Origin of the sequence: Klebsiella sp. GB_Kp047, from assembly GCF_040065235.1 — a bacterium.
GTDB lineage: Bacteria > Pseudomonadota > Gammaproteobacteria > Enterobacterales > Enterobacteriaceae > Klebsiella > Klebsiella quasipneumoniae.
In genome coordinates, this window is sequence record NZ_JBEAJG010000001.1 from 383,372 (window position 1) to 401,152 (window position 17,781).

Sequence of the window (17,781 nt, forward strand, 5' to 3'; positions counted from 1 at the left end):
ACCGGTCTGGCCGTTTCCGAGTCGTGAGGTCGCTGAGAATGACAACATCTACACCCGATATTCAACCCGCCGTGCAGCATACCGCCCAGGTCGCCATCGCCGGCGCCGGTCCGGTAGGCCTGATGATGGCCAACTACCTTGGCCAGATGGGCATCAGCGTGCTGCTGGTGGAAAAACTCGACAAACTGATCGATTACCCGCGGGCCATCGGTATTGACGATGAATCGCTGCGGGCGATGCAGGCGGTGGGGCTGGTGGATGACGTGCTGCCGCACACCACGCCGTGGCACGCCATGCGCTTTCTGACCCCGAAGGGCCGCTGCTTTGCCGACATCCAGCCGATGACCGATGAGTTTGGCTGGTCGCGGCGCAACGCCTTTATCCAGCCGCAGGTGGATGCGGTGATGTATCACGGCCTGCAGCGTTTCCCACAGGTCCGTTGCCTCTTCTCCCGCGAGGTGGAAGCCTTTAGTCAGAGCAGTGACAGTGTCACGCTAAATATCAAAGGACCGGACGGCGAGCGGGAGACGGTGCGCGCGGACTGGCTGGTGGCCTGCGACGGCGGCGCCAGCTTTATTCGCCGTACGCTGAACGTCCCCTTTGAAGGCAAGACCGCGCCGAATCAGTGGATTGTCATCGATATTGCCAACGACCCGCTGGCCACCCCGCACGTCTATCTGTGCTGCGACCCGGTGCGGCCCTATGTTTCCGCTGCGCTGCCACACGGCGTGCGCCGCTTTGAATTTATGGTGATGCCCGGGGAAACCGAAGCCCAGCTCAGCGAGCCGCACAATATGCGCCGCCTGCTGAGCAAAGTGCTACCGGACCCGGATCGCGTCGAACTGATCCGCCAGCGGGTCTACACCCATAACGCGCGCCTTGCCGAGCGCTTTCGCATTGACCGGGTGCTGCTGGCCGGCGACGCCGCGCACATCATGCCGGTCTGGCAGGGCCAGGGATACAACAGCGGCATGCGCGACGCCTTCAACCTGGCGTGGAAGCTGGCGCTGGTGGTCAACGGCAAAGCGGGAGAGGCGCTGCTTGACAGCTACCAGCAGGAGCGTCGCGACCACGCGAAGGCGATGATTGACCTGTCGGTGACCGCCGGCCACGTGCTGGCGCCGCCGAAGCGCTGGCAGGGGGCCGTGCGCGATGGCCTCTCGTTGCTGCTGAACTACCTGCCGCCGGTGAAACGTTACTTCCTCGAAATGCGCTTTAAGCCGATGCCGCAGTATCGCGACGGGGCGCTGCTGACCGACGGCGCAGGTAAATCCTCGCCGGTGGGCAAAATGTTTATTCAACCGCAGGTGACGCTGGAGAATGGCGAGAGCCTCCTGCTCGACGAGGTTATCGGGGCGAATTTCGCCATTATCGGCTGGGGCTGCAACCCGCAGTGGGGGCTCGACGCCGGGCAGATCGCTCGCTGGCGCGCGATAGGGGTGCGCTTTATTCAGGTGGTGCCGGAGGTGCAGATCCACCGCGAGCAGGATAACGCTCCGGGCACGCTGCGGGTGGGGGATAAACAAAACCGACTGAAGAGCTGGTTTGCGCAACATCACACCGCCATCGCCGTGGTCAGGCCGGACCGCTTTGTCGCCGCCCTCGCTATCCCGCAAACCCTCGGCGCGCAGCTGACCGCCCTGGCGGAAAAAATGACCCTCGCAGCCGGGGATACCGCCCACGCTGAAGAGAAGGTGGCCTGATATGCATGCCTATCTGCACTGTCTGTCGCACACCCCGCTGGTGGGATTCGTTGACCCGGAGCAGGTGGTCCTTGATGAGGTCAACGGGGTGATTGCCGACGCCCGGCGGCGGATCGCTGAATTCGATCCCGAACTGGTGGTGCTCTTCGCCCCCGATCACTACAACGGTTTTTTCTATGACGTGATGCCGCCGTTCTGCCTCGGCGTCGGCGCCACCGCCATCGGCGACTTCGCCAGCGCCGCCGGCGACCTGCCGGTGCCCACCGAGCTGGCGGAAGCCTGCGCTCACGCCGTGCTCAACAGCGGTATCGACCTGGCGGTGTCGTACAACATGCAGGTGGACCATGGCTTCGCCCAGCCGCTGGAGTTTTTGCTGGGTGGGCTGGATCGCCTGCCGGTGCTGCCGGTGTTTATTAACGGCGTCGCCGCGCCGCTACCGGGTTTTCAACGCACCCGGCAGCTTGGCGAGGCGATGGGCCGCTTCCTCAACACCCTCAATAAGCGGGTGCTGATCCTCGGCTCTGGCGGGCTGTCGCACCAGCCGCCGGTGCCGGAGCTGGCGAAGGCCGACGCCCATCTGCGCGACCGCCTGCTCGGCAGCGGCAAACAGCTGCCGCCGGACGAACGCGAGCTGCGCCAGCAGCGGGTGATCAGCGCCGCCCGCCGGTTTACCGAGGACCCGCGCTCGCTCCATCCCCTTAATCCGGTGTGGGACAACCGCTTTATGAGCCTGCTGGAGCAGGGGCGGCTGAGCGAACTGGACGCGATCGGCAACGACGAGCTGTCGGCGATGGCCGGCAAATCGACGCACGAAATTAAGACCTGGGTGGCCGCCTTTGCCGCGCTATCCGCTTTTGGCCGCTGGCGTAGCGAAGGCCGCTATTACCGGCCGATCCCCGAGTGGATCGCCGGATTCGGCTCGCTGAGCGCCACCACCGAGATTTGATTAACCGGGAGACTAACATGAGCTATCAACCGCAAACCGAAGCCGCCACCAGCCGATTCCTCAACGTCGATGAAGGGGGCCGCACGCTGCGTATCCATATCAATGACTGCGGCAACGGGAAAGAGACCGTGGTGATGCTCCACGGCTCCGGGCCGGGGGCTACCGGCTGGGCCAACTTCAGCCGCAATATTGACCCGCTGGTCGAGGCGGGCTATCGCGTGCTGCTCCTCGACTGTCCGGGGTGGGGGAAGAGCGATTCGATCGTCAACAGCGGCTCGCGTTCGGATCTCAACGCCCGCATTTTGAAAAGCGTGGTCGATCAGCTGGGGATCGATAAAGTCCATCTGCTGGGCAACTCGATGGGCGGCCACAGCGCAGTGGCCTTCACCCTGAGCTGGCCGGAGCGGGTGGCTAAGCTGGTGCTGATGGGCGGGGGGACCGGCGGCATGAGCCTGTTCACGCCGATGCCGACGGAGGGCATCAAGCTGCTGAACGCCCTGTACCGCGAGCCGACCATTGAAAACCTGAAGAAGATGATGAGCATTTTCGTCTTTGACACCCGCGACCTCACTGACGCGCTGTTCGAGGCGCGGCTGAACAATATGCTGTCGCGCCGCGACCATCTGGACAACTTCGTCAAGAGCCTCGAAGCCAACCCGAAGCAGTTCCCTGACTTTGGTCCGCGGCTGGGCGAGATCGCTGCGCCAACTCTGATCGTCTGGGGACGCAACGACCGCTTCGTGCCGATGGACGCCGGGCTGCGCCTGCTCGCCGGGATCGCCGGCTCTGAGCTGCATATTTACCGCGACTGCGGCCACTGGGCGCAGTGGGAACATGCCGACAGTTTTAATCAGCTGGTGCTCAATTTCCTCGCACGGGCCTAAGGAGTGATGATGACTTTTTCTCTTGACGCGCTGGCGCAGCAGCTGCGCGACGCCGAACGGACCGGCCAGGCGATCGCCCCGCTGCGCGATATCCTCGGCGTCGACAACGCCGACGCCGCCTACGCCATCCAGCGCCTGAACGTTCAGCACCACGTGGCCCATGGCCGGCGGGTAGTGGGCCGCAAGGTGGGCCTGACCCATCCCAAAGTGCAGCAGCAGCTGGGGGTCAACCAGCCGGATTTCGGCACCCTGTTTGCCGACATGTGCTACGGCGACAACGCCGACGTGCCGTTTGGCCGCGTGCTGCAGCCGAAGGTGGAGGCCGAGATCGCCCTGGTACTGAAACATGATTTGCCCCATGCCGATACCACTTTTGATGAACTGTATAACGCCATCGAATGGGTGCTGCCGGCGCTGGAGGTGGTGGGCAGCCGGATTCGCGACTGGTCAATCGGCTTTGTCGACACTGTCGCCGATAACGCCTCCTGCGGCCTGTACGTCATCGGCGGCCCGGCGCAGCGCCCGGCGGGGCTGGATCTGAAGCAGTGCGCCATGCGGATGACCCGCAACCAGGAGCTGGTCTCCAGCGGCCGGGGCAGCGAGTGCCTGGGGCATCCGCTGAACGCCGCGGTCTGGCTGGCGCGCAAGATGGCCAGCCTCGGCGAACCGTTGCGGGCGGGGGATATCGTGCTCACCGGGGCGCTAGGCCCAATGGTGGCGATTAACGAGGGGGACAGCTTTGTCGCCCATATTGAAGGTATTGGCTCAGTCGCGGCACGCTTCGTCGCCGCCGGAGAAGGACATCGTGATGCGTAAACGTAAAGTCGCCATTATCGGCTCCGGAAATATCGGCACCGATTTAATGATTAAAATTCTGCGCCACGGCCAGCATCTTGAAATGGCGGTGATGGTCGGCATCGATCCACAGTCGGATGGTCTGGCCCGCGCCCGGCGCATGGGGGTAGCGACCACCCACGAAGGGGTGGGCGGCCTGATGCAGATGGCGGAGTTTGCCGATATCGACTTCGTCTTCGACGCCACCAGCGCCGGGGCGCACGTCAAAAACGATGCCGCGCTGCGCGAAGCGAAGCCGGGGATCCGCGTCATCGACCTGACGCCGGCGGCGATTGGCCCATACTGCGTGCCGGTGGTCAACCTCGCGGCCAACCTCCACCAGGGCAACGTCAATATGGTGACCTGCGGCGGCCAGGCGACCATCCCGATGGTCGCCGCGGTCTCGCGGGTGGCGAAAGTACATTACGCGGAGATCGTGGCCTCCATCGCCAGTCAATCCGCCGGGCCGGGCACGCGGGCGAATATCGACGAATTCACCGAAACCACCTCGCAGGCGATTGAAAAAGTCGGCGGCGCGGGCAAGGGCAAGGCGATTATCGTGCTCAACCCGGCGGAGCCGCCGCTAATGATGCGCGATACCGTGTATGTGCTGAGCGAGATGGCGTCCCAGGAGGCGATTGCCGCCTCGATCGCCGAGATGGCGGCGGCGGTGCAGGCTTACGTGCCAGGCTACCGGCTGAAGCAGCAGGTGCAGTTTGAGGTTATCCCCGAGGATAATCCGGTCAACCTCCCCGGCGTGGGCCGTTTTTCCGGCCTGAAAACCGCGGTTTACCTCGAAGTGGAAGGGGCGGCGCACTATCTGCCGGCGTACGCCGGCAACCTCGATATTATGACCTCAGCGGCGCTGGCGACGGCGGAGCAAATGGCCGGGGCAATGAACAGCGCGGCGGGAGCGACAGCATGAACGGTAAAAAACTCTACATTTCGGATGTGACGCTGCGCGATGGTATGCACGCTATTCGTCACCAGTATTCCCTGGCGCAGGTGCAGCAGATTGCCGGCGCGCTGGATAAGGCGGGGGTGGACTCCATCGAAGTGGCCCACGGCGATGGGCTGCAGGGATCCAGCTTCAACTACGGCTTTGGCGCCCACAGTGATATCGCCTGGATTGAAGCGGCGGCGGCGGTGGTCAGCCAGGCGAAAATCGCCACCTTGCTGCTGCCGGGCATCGGCACGCTGCACGACCTGAAAGCCGCGTATCAGGCCGGGGCGCGGGTGGTGCGGGTCGCCACCCACTGCAGCGAAGCGGACGTCGCGGCGCAGCATATTGCCTTTGCCCGCGAGCTGGGGATGGACACCGTCGGTTTTCTGATGATGAGCCATATGATCTCCCCGCAGGCGCTGGCGCAGCAGGCGCTGAAGATGGAATCCTATGGGGCGACCTGCATCTACGTGGTGGATTCCGGCGGGGCGATGAACATGAACGACATTCGCGACCGCTTCCGCGCGCTGAAGGCGGTGCTGAAGCCGGAGACCGCCACCGGGATGCATGCCCACCATAACCTGAGCCTCGGGGTGGCCAACTCTATCGCCGCGGTGGAAGAGGGCTGCGATCGCATAGACGCCAGCCTGGCCGGGATGGGGGCGGGGGCGGGCAATGCGCCGCTGGAGGTGTTTATTGCCGCCGCCGACAAGCTCGGCTGGCAACATGGCATCGATCTCTATGCGCTGATGAACGCCGCCGACGAGCTGGTGCGGCCGCTGCAGGACCGCCCGGTGCGCGTCGACCGCGAAACGCTGGCGCTGGGCTACGCCGGGGTCTACTCCAGCTTCCTGCGCCACAGCGAAGCGGCGGCGGCGCGCTATGGCCTCAGCGCGGTGGATATTCTCGTCGAGCTGGGCAAACGGCGGATGGTCGGCGGCCAGGAGGATATGATCGTCGACGTCGCGTTGGATCTGCTTAACCGCCAAAAATAACAACGCGCGGCTGACCACGCATCAGCCGCCCATCACCTGATCCGCTTGTCCGGCTATCGCCAAGGTACCCTATGACCAAGATAACGACCGCAAACTCCTCGCGCCTGATGGTCACCATCGGGCTCTGTTTTATGGTGGCCCTGATGGAGGGGCTGGATCTGCAGGCGGCGGGGATCGCCGCCGTCGGCATGGCGCAGGCCTTTGCGCTGGATAAAATGCAGATGGGCTGGATCTTCAGCGCCGGGATCCTCGGCTTGCTGCCCGGCGCGCTGGTGGGCGGCATGCTGGCGGACCGCCACGGGCGCAAACGCATCCTGCTGAGCTCGGTGCTGTTGTTTGGCCTGTTCTCGCTGGCCACCGCGGTGGCCTGGAGCTTCCCGACGCTGCTGCTGGCGCGCCTGCTCACCGGCGTCGGGCTGGGGGCGGCATTGCCGAACCTGATTGCCTTAACCTCGGAAGCCGCTGGCCCACGCTTTCGCGGCCGGGCGGTGAGCCTGATGTACTGCGGCGTGCCCATTGGCGCCGCGCTGGCGGCGGCGCTGGGGTTCTCTGGCCTCGCCGCGGCCTGGCAGACCATCTTCTGGATTGGCGGCGTGGTCCCGCTGCTGCTGATCCCGCTGTTGATGCGCTGGCTGCCGGAGTCGCAGGCGTTTCAGCGCGTGGAGACCAGCGTGCCGCTGCGCACCCTGTTTGCCCCGGGACATGCTGCCGCCACGCTGCTGCTGTGGCTGGGCTATTTCTTCACCCTGCTGGTGGTCTATATGCTCATCAACTGGCTGCCGATGCTGCTGGTGGGCCAGGGGTTCAGCGCCAGCCAGGCGGCGGGGGTGATGTTCTCTCTGCAGATCGGCGCCGCCTGCGGCACTTTGCTGCTGGGCGCGCTGATGGATAAGCTTACTCCGCTGCACATGTCGCTGCTGATATACAGCGGCATTCTGGCATCGCTGCTGGCGCTGGGCAGTGCGTCGACGCTGAGCGGGATGCTGCTGGCGGGGTTTGTCGCCGGGCTGTTCGCCACCGGCGGCCAGAGCGTGCTCTACGCGCTGGCGCCGCTCTTCTATCCCGCGGCGATCCGCGCTACCGGGGTCGGCACCGCCGTGGCGGTGGGCCGCCTCGGGGCGATGAGCGGCCCTTTGCTGGCCGGCAAGATGCTGGCCCTCGGCACCGGCACCGTCGGGGTGATGGCAGCCTCAGCGCCGGGCATCGTGCTGGCCGGCGTGGCGGTGTTCTGGCTGATGCATCGCCAGCAGCGCGCGGCCATGGTCTGATGCTGTCCGGCGGTCTGGCGGAAAAATGCCGGGCCGCCGCCTTGCCTCTCCGCGTGTCCTGGCCTAAGGTAAGACATCATTCCCTGTCGTTTATCGTCTCTATGGCTTACCGCTCCCGCTTGCTCGACGCTATCCCTGGCATCCGCCACGCGTTTCTCGATGTCCACGAAACCGCCGCTTTTCCCTATGCCGAATTGGCCCCGGTGAAGCTGGTCCATGGCAATGAGGTGCATCACTATCAGCAGCCGCTGCCGACGCGGCCGCACGCCGACGCGGTGTTTACCGCCGTGGCCGGGCAAAAGGTGGGGGTGGTGACCGCCGACTGCCTGCCGATACTGATCGCCTCGCGCGACGGTCGCTTCGTCTGCAGCGTCCATGCCGGCTGGCAGGGGCTGGTCAGCGGCATTGTCGACAACAGTCTGGCGACTTTTCGCCAGCAGGGGGTGGCGCTGACCGATCTGGTCATCGCCGTGGGGCCGCATATTCACCCTTGCTGTTACGAAGTCTCCGCCGGATTTTATCAGCAACTGCTGGACCAGCCCGGCGGTGATCGGGTGGCCCGCTACCGCCAGCGGCTGTTCCATTCCCGTTCGGCCCCGGTCAGCGATCCGCTTAAAGCCGCAGCGCGCGGCAGCGATAATCTGTGGTTTGATCTGCGCGCTTTCGCTGAAGCGATCTTCACAGAGGCGGGGGTGGCGCCGGCGAGCGTTGAATGGCTGGGGAGCTGCACCTATTGCACGCCGCAATCGCTGGGCTCCTACCGGCGCCGGACCCATTTTCCGGCGCCGAAGAGCTTTCAGTACTCGTGGATCATGCGTCAGGCCTGAGGCGCGCTGGCGTTAGATCACCCGAAAACCGTGGGTGCCGTCGCGGGCCAGCTGATCCACCAGGCCGTACTCCCACTCCAGATAGGCCTGCATGGCCTCTGCGGAATTATCGGTCCCTTCATAGGGACGGCGATAGCGGTCCCGGCGCTCGACGGCGAGGCCGTCGTCGCCATGGGCCAGCGGCAGACCGGCGGCGATCCACGCCAGCGTCCCGCCGCGCAATACCTGTACCGGCTTACCGGTTAAGGCCGCCACCTCGGGCACCGCGTAGCGGGCCAGCAGGCTGCTGCCGCAGGTCACCACGTAACGTTGCGCGGGAGGGATCGCTTCCAGGGCCTGGCGCAGCTGCGAGCGCGTCAGCCACCACGCGCCGGGGATATGGCGGGCGACAAAGTTGGCGCTGGTAGTGAAATCGAGCACCACCGTCCCGGGCTCCTCCAGCTGTTGCGCCAGCTGCGCCGGGCTTATCTCCTCCGCCGGCGGGGCGGGGGGCACTTCGGCGGCCGGCACCCCGCGCTCGCTCAGCTGGCTGGGAGACAGCGCGCTCAGCCGCGCCGTCTCCCAGCCCATCTGCGCCAGCCACGAGCCGGTCATCGCCGCCCGGACGCCATCGTCATCCAGTAACACTATCCGCGCTCCCCGCACGCTGGCGAAGTGATCGGTCTCCTGCACCAGCTGGCCGCCTGGCGCGCTCAGGCTGCCAGGATAGTGGCCCGCCGCGTACTCCTCGGGGCTGCGGACATCAAACAGGAAGGTGGTGCGGTCGCTCTGCTGCCGCCAGCGTTGTAGCGTCGCTTCATCGATGACTGCCACCCCGGCCCGTTCGGCGAGATGCGCCGCCTCGGCGGCCCGGACGCCGGAGGCGCGGGCGGAGGGGTCGTATTGCCGCTGCTGCTGGTGCGCCAGCGTCTGGCCAGCCAGCGTCCAGCCGATAGTGCCATTGCGCAGGGCATGGACCGGGTTCGGCACCCCGGCGTTGATCAGCGACTGGGTGCCGATGATGCTGCGGGTGCGTCCGGCGCAGTTGACGATGATCGGCGTCTGCGGGGAGGGCGTCAGGCTCTCCACCCGCAGGACCAGCTCGCCGCCGGGCACGCTGATGCTGCCGGGGATGCTCATGGTCTGGTACTCATCGAAGCGCCGGGCGTCGACGATCACCACCTCCTGTCGTCTGTCGATGAGCGCCTGAACCTCCTGGGCGCTGAGCGACGGCGTGTGACGCACGCTTTCCACCAGCTCGCCAAAAGCTTTACTGGCAGAGTTGACGTCCTGAAACAGCTCGCCGCCGCTGCGGCGCCAGCCGGCGAGACCCTCGGCCAGCAGGGCCACATCCTGATAGCCCCAGGTCCGCAGCCGTTCGACGGCGATCTCCGCCAGCCCTTCGCCGTTGTCGTAGACGGTGATCGGGGTGGTGAAGCGCGGTATCCGCCGGCGGACCTCCAGCTCCAGTTTGCTGAGCGGCAGATTGACGGCAAACAGTGGATGAGCGGTGGCGAAATCGGCCTCTTCACGGACGTCGATCAGCGCCAGTTCACGACGGTCGAGCAGCGCCTGACGGATCCCGGCGGCCTGGCGATAAGCGTAAGTGGACATAATGGTTATCCTTGGTGTTCGCGGGAGGAATCCCAGATATTGGGTAAATGGCGGTTGGAGTAGCCGGATATAAACGGTTTTTGCTGGCCTTCCGGGGTATACACTGCGCGCTTCACCGCGCCGATGTTGCCGCCGTAAACATGTATGCTGATGGAGACGCGATCCGCCAGCGCATTGCTGACGCGATGAATGTCGCCATCGTCAGCGGAGACTTTCTCCACCTGACCTGCCTGCAGAAGCGTGGCGGCGCCCAGCGCGCGCGGTATGCCATCGGCATCCAGCTTGTAGCGTTGATTTTCCTCCGCGCCGCGCAGCATCCCAATGGCCCCCCACACCCGGTGGTCATGGATCGGCGTCGCCTGCCCCGGCCCCCAGACGAAGCTGACGATCGAGAAGCGCTCCCCGGAGTCGGCATGCAGCAGATACTGCTGGTAATGGTGTGGGTGCGGCAGGGTGTACTCTTCCGGCAGCCAGTCGTCGTGACGCACCAGCGCCGCCAGCCGCTGCGCCACGGCGTCAAGCAGCGGCGCGGTCGAGTGGTGTTCCCGGTGCAGACGGTCAACCTCATGAATAAAATGGCGTAATTTTTCCAGTCGTGGTGCAGTCATGTGCGCTTCCTGTCAGAGGGACTGGTCAAAACGCTAACAGAGGCGTTAATATTATTTAAATGCAATTTACGCATATATTAATATGCAAATTTCACATAAGGATCCTATGCGCATCGACGATATTGACGCTCTGCTGGCCACAGTGCAGTTTTCTTCCCTCAATCAGGCGGCGGATTATCTGGGGATCACCCAGTCGGCGATCACCCGGCGCCTGCAGCGTCTGGAGCAGGAGCTGAACGTCACGCTGTTAGCGCGTCAGACCCGCCCGCTGACCCTGACCGCCGCCGGTCAGCGGGTGTACGAGCAGTGCCTGAGCATTAAGCGCGAGACGAAAAAGCTCTACAGCCTGTTGGATCCGCAAGGCGAGCCGCGCGGCGCGCTGCGTCTCGGCGTACCGCAGAGTATCAGCGAGATCGCGCTGCCGGCGGCGCTGGCGGCGCTGAGCCAGCAGTTTCCCGCACTGTCCCCGCAGGTCACCTGCGGCTGGAGCGGAGAGCTGCAGCGCCGGCTGGAAAACGGCGAACTGGACGGCATGCTGGCGATGGGCCCCGCCCAGCAGACCCTCGCCGAGGGCTACAGCGGGCGTCTGCTGTGCCCCCTGGAGGTGGTGCCGATTGCCGCCCGGCGGCTGAATCTGCGGGCGTCGTCGCTGCGGGAGTGCGTCGAACAGGGCTGGATCCTTAACCCCGATGGCTGTGGCCTGCGCGCCGGGCTCATCCGCGAGCTGCAAAGCCAGGGCCTGCGCCTGAAGCTTAACGTCGAGAGCGCGGGCGCCCAGCTGCAGATGGCGCTGGTGGCGCAGGGACTGGGGCTGGGTCTGGTGCCGCGGGCGGCGCTGGCGGCCAGCCCGTGGCGGGACGAGATCGAGGTCGTCAACCTCAGCGATTTTCAGCCTGCGGTGTCGCTGTGGCTGATCCACGCTCAGTATCTGGCCAACCTGCAGTCGCCGCTGATCTTTTTCGCCAGCAAAGTGGTGCAGCAGCTGACAGTATCCGACTGAAAACACTACTCATTTTCTATTAATGCAAGTCTTGCATATTAAGATATGATAAAAATGCATTTTGTTCATTAACACACTCTGTATAGGGTAATGACCAGCGCCGCCGTCGCGGCCACTCCATTACCCTGACGCAAGGAGTTGTTCATGAGCATTCAGTTTCTTGGCATGATTGGCCACCGCCTTTCTTCCGAAACGATTGCCCCAGTGGGGCCGATCTTTGACCGCGACTATATTGTTCGCTTCGCGCAAACCCATGAAGCCGCCGGGTTCGATCGCCTGCTGGTGGGTCACTGGTCCGATCAACCCGACGGCTTTCTGGTAACCGCCCTGGCCGGACTGTCGACGCAGAAAATTCAGTACCTGCTGGCCCATCGCCCCGGTTTTGTATCGCCGACCCTCGCCGCGCGCAAATTCGCCACCCTTGAGCATCTGCTGGGGGGCCGGCTGGCAGTGCATATCATCAGCGGCGGCAATGACGCCGAGCAGCGCCGGGACGGCGATTACCTCGACCACGACCAGCGCTATGCCCGCACCGACGCCTTCCTCGACGTGGTGCGCCAGGTGTGGACCAGCGAGCAGCCTGTCGATATTCACAACGATTTTTATCAGGCCGAACAGGCCTGGTCAGCTATTCATCCGCTGCAAAAGCCGCATCTTCCCATCTACTTCGGCGGTTCGTCGGCAGCGGCCATCGCCGTCGCCGGCAAACATGCCGACGTCTTCGCCCTGTGGGGCGAGTCGCTGGCGCAAACCGGCGAGACCATCCAGCGCGTGCGCGCCGAAGCGGCGAAACACCAGCGTGACATCGGTTTCAGCGTCTCGTTCCGGCCGATTATCGCCGACAGCGAAGCCGAGGCCTGGGAGAAAGCCGAGCATATCCTGCATGTCGCCACCGAGCAGGCGGCGCAGCGCGGGGGCGGTTTCAAGGCCAAACCGGACAGCATCGGCGCCCAGCGGCTGCGGGCCACCGCCGCGCAGGGCAGAGTGGTGGACAAACGCCTGTGGACCGGCATCGCCCAGCTGGTGGGCGGCGGGCATAACTCTACCGCCCTGGTGGGTACTCCGGAGCAGGTGGCCGATGCGCTGCTCGATTACTACGACCTCGGGGTGCGCAACTTCCTGATCCGCGGATTCGACCCGCTGAACGATGCGGCAGACTACGGCCGGGCGCTGTTGCCGATCGCTCGGGAAAAAGCCGCGCGGCGTGCGGTGGCGGAGCGCGCATCGTGATCCATCCTGAGCGCGACGACTGGGCGCAGCAGCTGACGGCGGTACGCCAACAGATGGCGGAGCAGGCGGCCAGCCTCGACGCCAGCGGCGACTTTCCCTGGCGCAATATCGACCACCTGCGCGCGGGGGGCTGGTTAAGCCTCGCCGTGCCGCGTGCTTACGGCGGCGCGGGCGCCAGCCTGGCCCAGCTGCAGCAGGCCATCGCCGCCATCGCCTGGGGTGAGCCGGCGACGGCGCTGATCGTCTGCATGCAGTATCTGCACCATTTGCGGCTGGCGGAAAACGACGCCTGGCACGCGCCGCTGCGCCAGCAGGTTTTTCACGACGCCGTCGAACGCGGTGGCCTGATCAACAGCCTGCGCGTTGAGCCGGAGCTGGGTTCCCCGGCGCGGGGCGGCCTGCCGGACACCGTGGCGAGCCGCTGCGCGGACGGCTGGGACATCAACGGTCATAAAATCTATACCACCGGCATTGAAGGGCTACGCTGGCTGGCGGTATGGGCGAGAAGCGATGATAACCCGCCGCGGGTGGGCACCTGGCTGGTGCCTGGCGACAGCGCCGGGATTAGCGTGGTGAAAAGCTGGGATCACGCCGGGATGCGGGCCACCGGCAGCCATGAGGTGATTTTTCGCCACGTGCGGGTGGCGGCAGAGCACGCGGTGGATGTCTGGCCGGTCGATGCGCCACCCGCTGCCCAGGCGGAACCGTTGCGCCTGTTCGCCAACCGGCAGACGGCGCTGCTGGCGGCGATCTATGACGGCATCGCCCGCGCCGCTCACCACTGGCTGGTGAGGTGGCTGACGGGGCGGGTGCCCGCGGGCCTCGGCCATCCGCTTTCCCGCCTGCCGCGGGTGCAGGAGAAGGTCGGACAGATCGCCGGGCTGCTGCTGGTGAACCGCAGCCTGCTGGAGCAGGCCGCCGCGCTGCGCTTTTCCGCCATCGAGGCCAATCTGGCGAAAGTCACCATTACCGACAACGCCATTCAGGCGGTGAATATCGCGCTCGAGCTGACCGGTAATCATGGCCTCAGCCGACAGAACCCGCTGGAACGCCACTACCGCAATGTGCTCTGCGGCCGGGTGCATACCCCGCAGAGCGACAGCGCCTGGCTGGCAGCCGGCCACTTCGTCTTTCAATCACAAGGATAATCACGATGCGTCTATCATTCTCAGGCCGGGTGGCGGCAGCGCTGATGCTGCTGGCGCTGGGCGGTTACGCGACGGCGCAGGAGCGGCTTACCCTGCGCATCGCCGATCAAAAAGGCGGCATGCGTTCGCAGCTGGAGGCGGCCAACGCCCTGCAAAACCTCCCCTATGACATTAAGTGGGCTGAATTCCCGGCCGCCGCGCCGCTGGCGGAAGCCCTTAACGCGGGCGCCGTGGACGCGGGGATCATCGGCGATGCGCCGCTGCTCTTCGCCCTGGCTAACGGCGCGCCGGTGAAAGCGATTGCCGTGGACAAAAGCAATCCGGCGGGGACCGCGGTGCTGGTTTCCCCCGGCAGCGCGATAAAAACCGCCGCCGGGTTAAAAGGCAAGCGCATTGCCACCGGCAAAGGGTCGATTGGTCATTTCGTGGCGCTGAAAGCGCTCGAGCAGGCGGGCATCTCGCCGAAGGAGGTGCAGTGGGTGTTCCTCGGCCCGGTGGACGCCAAAGTGGCGCTGCTTAACGGTTCGGTGGACGCCTGGGCGACCTGGGAGCCCTACACCACCCAAATGGTGAAGACCAACGAGGGGCAGATCCTGGTGAGCGGCAAAGGGCTGCTGCCGGGGAATACCTTCCTTGCGGCAACGGATTCCGCGCTTAACGATCCGCAAAAGCGCGCCGCGCTGCAGGATTATCTCCAGCGCCTGGCCGGCGCCGAGCGCTGGGCCTACGCCAATCTCGACAGCTACGGCAAAACGCTGGGGGAGATCATCCGCTTCCCGGCGGAGATCGCCCGCGCGCAGTTTGCCAACCGCCAGTCGCAGTGGCAGCCGCTGGCAGAGGAAACCGTGACCCAGCAGCAGGCGACGGCGGACTTTTATCTCGCCAACGGCCTGATCCGCACCCGGCTGGACGTGAAGCCGACCTTTGACCCCAGCTTTAGCGTGCCCGCCGCGCCGGCCCACGCGGAGGTGACGCCATGAGCCGATCCGCTTTTTCCCGCCGCCGTTTTTTACAGCTTAGCGGCGGCCTGGCGCTGGCCGGGGTTTCTCTGCCGCTGTGGGCTCACGATATGGCGGAGATGGCCAGCGGCGATGCCCATCCGGCGCTGCGCCTGCCAGAGCCCTACAAGATCAAGCTGGCGATCAACAAAAGCGCGGTATGCCTCGCGCCGGTCGCCGTCGCCGAGCAGCAGAAGATTTTCAGTAAATATAACCTCGACGTTGAGTTTGTTAACTTCGGTAACTCCACCGATGTGCTGCTGGAGGCGATCGCCACCGGCAAGGCCGACGCCGGGGTGGGGATGGCGCTGCGCTGGCTGAAGGCGCTGGAGCAGGGTTTTGACGTCAAGCTCACCGCCGGTACCCACGGCGGCTGTCTGAACCTGCTGACGGCCAAAGACTCGCCGTTCGGCGGCCTCGAGAGCCTGAAGGGACAAACCATCGGCGTCACCGACATGGCCGGGCCGGATAAAAACTTCTTCGCCATTCTGCTTAAGCGCCACGGTATCGACCCGATCAGCGACGTGCAGTGGAAAGTCTACCCGGCGGATCTGCTCAGCGTGGCGCTGGACAAGCGCGAAATCGCCGCCATCAGCGGCAGCGAGCCGTTCAGCTATCGGCTGCTGGAGACCGGCAAGTATCAGCTTGTCGCCAGCAATATGACCGGAGATTATGCCAACCTCAGCTGCTGCGTGCTGGGGGTGAGCGGGAGCCTGGCGCGGGACCATAAACCGGCCGCCGCGGCGCTCACTCAGGCGATCCTTGAAGCGCACAGCTATGCCGCAGAACACCCGGAAAGCGTGGCGCAATCCTTCCTTGCCCATGCGCTCAATACCAATGAAGCGGAGGTGAGCGGCATTCTGCACGGGCAGGGGCACGGCCACCACGCGGTGGGTGAGGCGTTCGTGAAAGAGCTGACGCAGTACGCGGTCGACCTGCAGCGGGTGCAGGTGATCAAACCGGGCACCGATCCCCATCAGTTTGCGGAGAGTATCTATGCCAACGTCTTCGCCTGAGCAGGTTCTGGCGCGCCCCACCGTCCGCGCGCCGCTGTGGGGAGAAGGGCTGCTGGCCGCCGCGCTGTGACTGCTGGGCGGTCTGTTTACTCTGACCTGGCCCGATGCCGGGCGGCGCTGGCCGTTTAGCGAGGGCTGGGCGCTGGCGCAGTTCACCTTCGGCGGCGGCTTGCTGCTGCTGGCGCTGAGCTATCGCTACTGGCGAGCGCGCGGCTCGCGCGTGCGGCATGCCGGCAAGTGGCTGGCGCTGCTGCCGGTGCTGTTCGCTGCCTGGGAAGGGCTGACCGCCAAGAGCGGCGTGCTGCCGGTGCCGTTTTTCGCGCCGCCGCAGGCGCTGATCGAGGTGCTGCATGATGACTGGCCGCGTCTGCTCGACAGCCTGTTGCACTCCCTGGGGCTGCTGGGGCTCGGCGTGCTGCTCGGCACCAGCAGCGGGTTCATCACCGGTCTGGCCATTGGCTGGTCGCAACGGATTGGCTACTGGGTCCATCCGGTGTTACGCCTGCTGGGGCCGGTGCCGTCTACCGCGCTGCTGCCGCTGTGCCTGTTTATTTTTCCGTCAAGCTTCGGCGCCAGTGTGTTTTTGATTGCGCTGAGCACCTGGTTCCCGGTTACGGTGCTGACCTGGTCCGGGGTCATTGGCATTGACAAGGCATGGTACGACGTGGCGCGGACCCTCGGCGCCAGCCAGCGTTTCCTGATCCTGCGGGTGGCGATCCCCGCCGCGCTGCCGAACGTCTTTGTCGGCCTGTTTATGGGGCTTGGCGCGTCGTTTTCGGTGCTGATTGTGGCTGAAATGGTCGGGGTGAAGTCGGGGATCGGCTTTTACCTCCAGTGGGCCCAGGGTTGGGCGGCCTATCCCAATATGTACGCCGCGCTGCTGGTGATGGCCTTGCTGTGCTCCGGCCTGATTAGCGGATTATTTATGCTGCGCGATAAGCTGCTGAGCTGGCAGCGGGGAGGGATGCAATGGTAACCGCGACGTCAGGTTCGCAGACGATAGCGCGCGGCGCGGCGGTATCGATAAGCCATCTTCATCACGCGTTTACGCTCGGCAAACAGGCGGTGCCGGTGCTGGAGAATATCAGCCTGCAGCTGCGGCCGGGGGAAAGCGTGGCGCTGCTGGGTCCTTCCGGCTGCGGTAAATCCACCCTGCTGCGGCTGCTGGCCGGGCTGGAAGCGCCGCAGAGCGGACAGATGCAGTTCGACGGCGCGCCGCTCGGCGCTCCGGGGCCGGAGCGCATACTGGTGTTTCAGGATCCGACGCTCTATCCGTGGCTGACGGTGCGGCAGAACGTACTGCTGGGCCCGCAGGCGCAGGGCAAAAGGGGGCTGGAAGCAAAGGCCGACGCGCTGATTGACCGCATCGGGCTGCAGGCCTTCAGCGAGGCGTGGCCGCGGCAGCTGTCAGGGGGGATGGCGCAGCGCGCCGCGCTGGCGCGCGCGTTGTTGAACGAGCCGCGCCTGCTGCTGCTCGACGAACCGCTGGGCAAGCTGGACTCGCTGACCCGCATCAGTATGCAGCGGGAGCTGATCGCCCTCTGGCAGCAGCAGGGTTATACCAGCCTGCTGGTGACCCACGATATCGAAGAGGCGCTGCTGCTGTGCGAGCGGGTGCTGGTGATGTCGCCGCGTCCGGGGCGGATTATCGCCGAGTTCGCCTTGCCGCTGGCCTTTCCCCGCCATCGCGATAACCCGCAGCTGCTGCAGCATCGTCAGGATATATTGCGCATCCTCGGCCAGGAGGAGGACTGGTAAGGTAAACGTATTGCCCGGTGGCGGCTGCGC

General features: G+C 65.1%; 15 protein-coding genes and 2 pseudogenes. 15 read left to right on the forward strand and 2 right to left on the reverse strand.

All coding sequences use genetic code 11. The annotated features are described in order from the left end of the window. The first annotated feature begins 38 nt into the window (after positions 1-38). The 8 genes from ABLV76_RS01885 to ABLV76_RS01920 all read left to right on the forward strand — a co-directional run bounded on the left by ABLV76_RS01885 (position 39) and on the right by ABLV76_RS01920 (position 8,400). Positions 39-1,703, forward strand: coding sequence for a bifunctional 3-(3-hydroxy-phenyl)propionate/3-hydroxycinnamic acid hydroxylase (locus tag ABLV76_RS01885; RefSeq protein WP_065696958.1), 1,665 nt, complete (start codon positions 39-41; stop codon positions 1,701-1,703). A gap of 1 nt (position 1,704) precedes the next feature. Beyond that, on the forward strand, positions 1,705-2,649 hold the full coding sequence (mhpB, locus tag ABLV76_RS01890; protein ID WP_049092552.1) for a 2,3-dihydroxyphenylpropionate/2,3-dihydroxicinnamic acid 1,2-dioxygenase: 945 nt from the start codon (positions 1,705-1,707) through the stop codon (positions 2,647-2,649). A 17-nt stretch (positions 2,650-2,666) separates the two neighbouring features. Beyond that, on the forward strand, positions 2,667-3,533 hold the full coding sequence (gene mhpC, locus ABLV76_RS01895; RefSeq protein WP_049092551.1) for a 2-hydroxy-6-oxonona-2,4-dienedioate hydrolase: 867 nt from the start codon (positions 2,667-2,669) through the stop codon (positions 3,531-3,533). Between the two features lie 9 nt (positions 3,534-3,542). Beyond that, the gene (gene mhpD, locus ABLV76_RS01900; RefSeq protein WP_049092550.1) at positions 3,543-4,349 is read left to right on the forward strand and encodes a 2-keto-4-pentenoate hydratase; all 807 of its coding nucleotides are present in this window, start codon (positions 3,543-3,545) and stop codon (positions 4,347-4,349) included. Continuing rightward, positions 4,342-5,292 (forward strand): acetaldehyde dehydrogenase, encoded by a 951-nt coding sequence (gene mhpF / locus ABLV76_RS01905; RefSeq protein WP_004203053.1) that lies wholly within the window; start codon positions 4,342-4,344, stop codon positions 5,290-5,292. Before mhpD ends, mhpF begins: the two co-directional genes overlap by 8 nt. Further along, positions 5,289-6,305, forward strand: coding sequence for a 4-hydroxy-2-oxovalerate aldolase (gene mhpE, locus ABLV76_RS01910; protein WP_048295028.1), 1,017 nt, complete (start codon positions 5,289-5,291; stop codon positions 6,303-6,305). The genes mhpF and mhpE overlap by 4 nt, the downstream gene beginning before the upstream one ends. A 71-nt stretch (positions 6,306-6,376) precedes the next feature. After that, on the forward strand, positions 6,377-7,573 hold the full coding sequence (gene mhpT / locus ABLV76_RS01915; protein WP_049092549.1) for a 3-(3-hydroxy-phenyl)propionate transporter MhpT: 1,197 nt from the start codon (positions 6,377-6,379) through the stop codon (positions 7,571-7,573). 101 nt (positions 7,574-7,674) lie between these two features. Continuing rightward, positions 7,675-8,400: a polyphenol oxidase family protein gene (locus ABLV76_RS01920; protein ID WP_048295826.1), complete on the forward strand. Its 726-nt coding sequence runs from the start codon at positions 7,675-7,677 to the stop codon at positions 8,398-8,400. Between the two features lie 12 nt (positions 8,401-8,412). Here the strand turns inward: ABLV76_RS01920 and ABLV76_RS01925 are convergent, their stop codons facing one another. Together ABLV76_RS01925 and ABLV76_RS01930 are read right to left on the reverse strand one after the other, a co-directional pair. Then, positions 8,413-9,993 (reverse strand): rhodanese homology domain-containing protein, encoded by a 1,581-nt coding sequence (locus ABLV76_RS01925; RefSeq protein WP_064177699.1) that lies wholly within the window; start codon positions 9,991-9,993, stop codon positions 8,413-8,415. Positions 9,994-9,998: 5 nt separating this feature from the next. Beyond that, positions 9,999-10,601: a cysteine dioxygenase gene (locus ABLV76_RS01930; RefSeq protein ID WP_048295026.1), complete on the reverse strand. Its 603-nt coding sequence runs from the start codon at positions 10,599-10,601 to the stop codon at positions 9,999-10,001. Positions 10,602-10,707: 106 nt separating this feature from the next. Here ABLV76_RS01930 and ABLV76_RS01935 point away from each other — a divergent pair, with 106 nt between their 5' ends. From ABLV76_RS01935 to ABLV76_RS01965, 7 genes and pseudogenes are all read left to right on the forward strand, one after another. After that, positions 10,708-11,601: a LysR family transcriptional regulator gene (locus tag ABLV76_RS01935; RefSeq protein ID WP_043519836.1), complete on the forward strand. Its 894-nt coding sequence runs from the start codon at positions 10,708-10,710 to the stop codon at positions 11,599-11,601. Between the two features lie 144 nt (positions 11,602-11,745). Next, positions 11,746-12,841 (forward strand): annotated as a pseudogene (locus ABLV76_RS01940) (LLM class flavin-dependent oxidoreductase). Then, entirely contained in the window at positions 12,828-13,979 is a 1,152-nt protein-coding gene (locus ABLV76_RS01945; protein ID WP_023318517.1) for an acyl-CoA dehydrogenase family protein, read from the forward strand. The pseudogene ABLV76_RS01940 and the gene ABLV76_RS01945 overlap by 14 nt, the downstream one beginning before the upstream one ends. A gap of 5 nt (positions 13,980-13,984) precedes the next feature. Beyond that, positions 13,985-14,959, forward strand: a complete 975-nt coding sequence (locus tag ABLV76_RS01950; RefSeq protein ID WP_004203042.1) for an ABC transporter substrate-binding protein — start codon at positions 13,985-13,987, stop codon at positions 14,957-14,959. Beyond that, positions 14,956-15,993: an ABC transporter substrate-binding protein gene (locus ABLV76_RS01955; RefSeq protein WP_032456230.1), complete on the forward strand. Its 1,038-nt coding sequence runs from the start codon at positions 14,956-14,958 to the stop codon at positions 15,991-15,993. The genes ABLV76_RS01950 and ABLV76_RS01955 overlap by 4 nt, the downstream gene beginning before the upstream one ends. Then, positions 15,974-16,969 (forward strand): annotated as a pseudogene (locus tag ABLV76_RS01960) (ABC transporter permease subunit). Before ABLV76_RS01955 ends, ABLV76_RS01960 begins: the two are co-directional and overlap by 20 nt. Continuing rightward, complete coding sequence (locus tag ABLV76_RS01965) at positions 16,963-17,751, forward strand: ABC transporter ATP-binding protein (protein ID WP_017901271.1); 789 nt, start codon at positions 16,963-16,965, stop codon at positions 17,749-17,751. The pseudogene ABLV76_RS01960 and the gene ABLV76_RS01965 overlap by 7 nt, the downstream one beginning before the upstream one ends. Positions 17,752-17,781 lie beyond the last annotated feature (30 nt).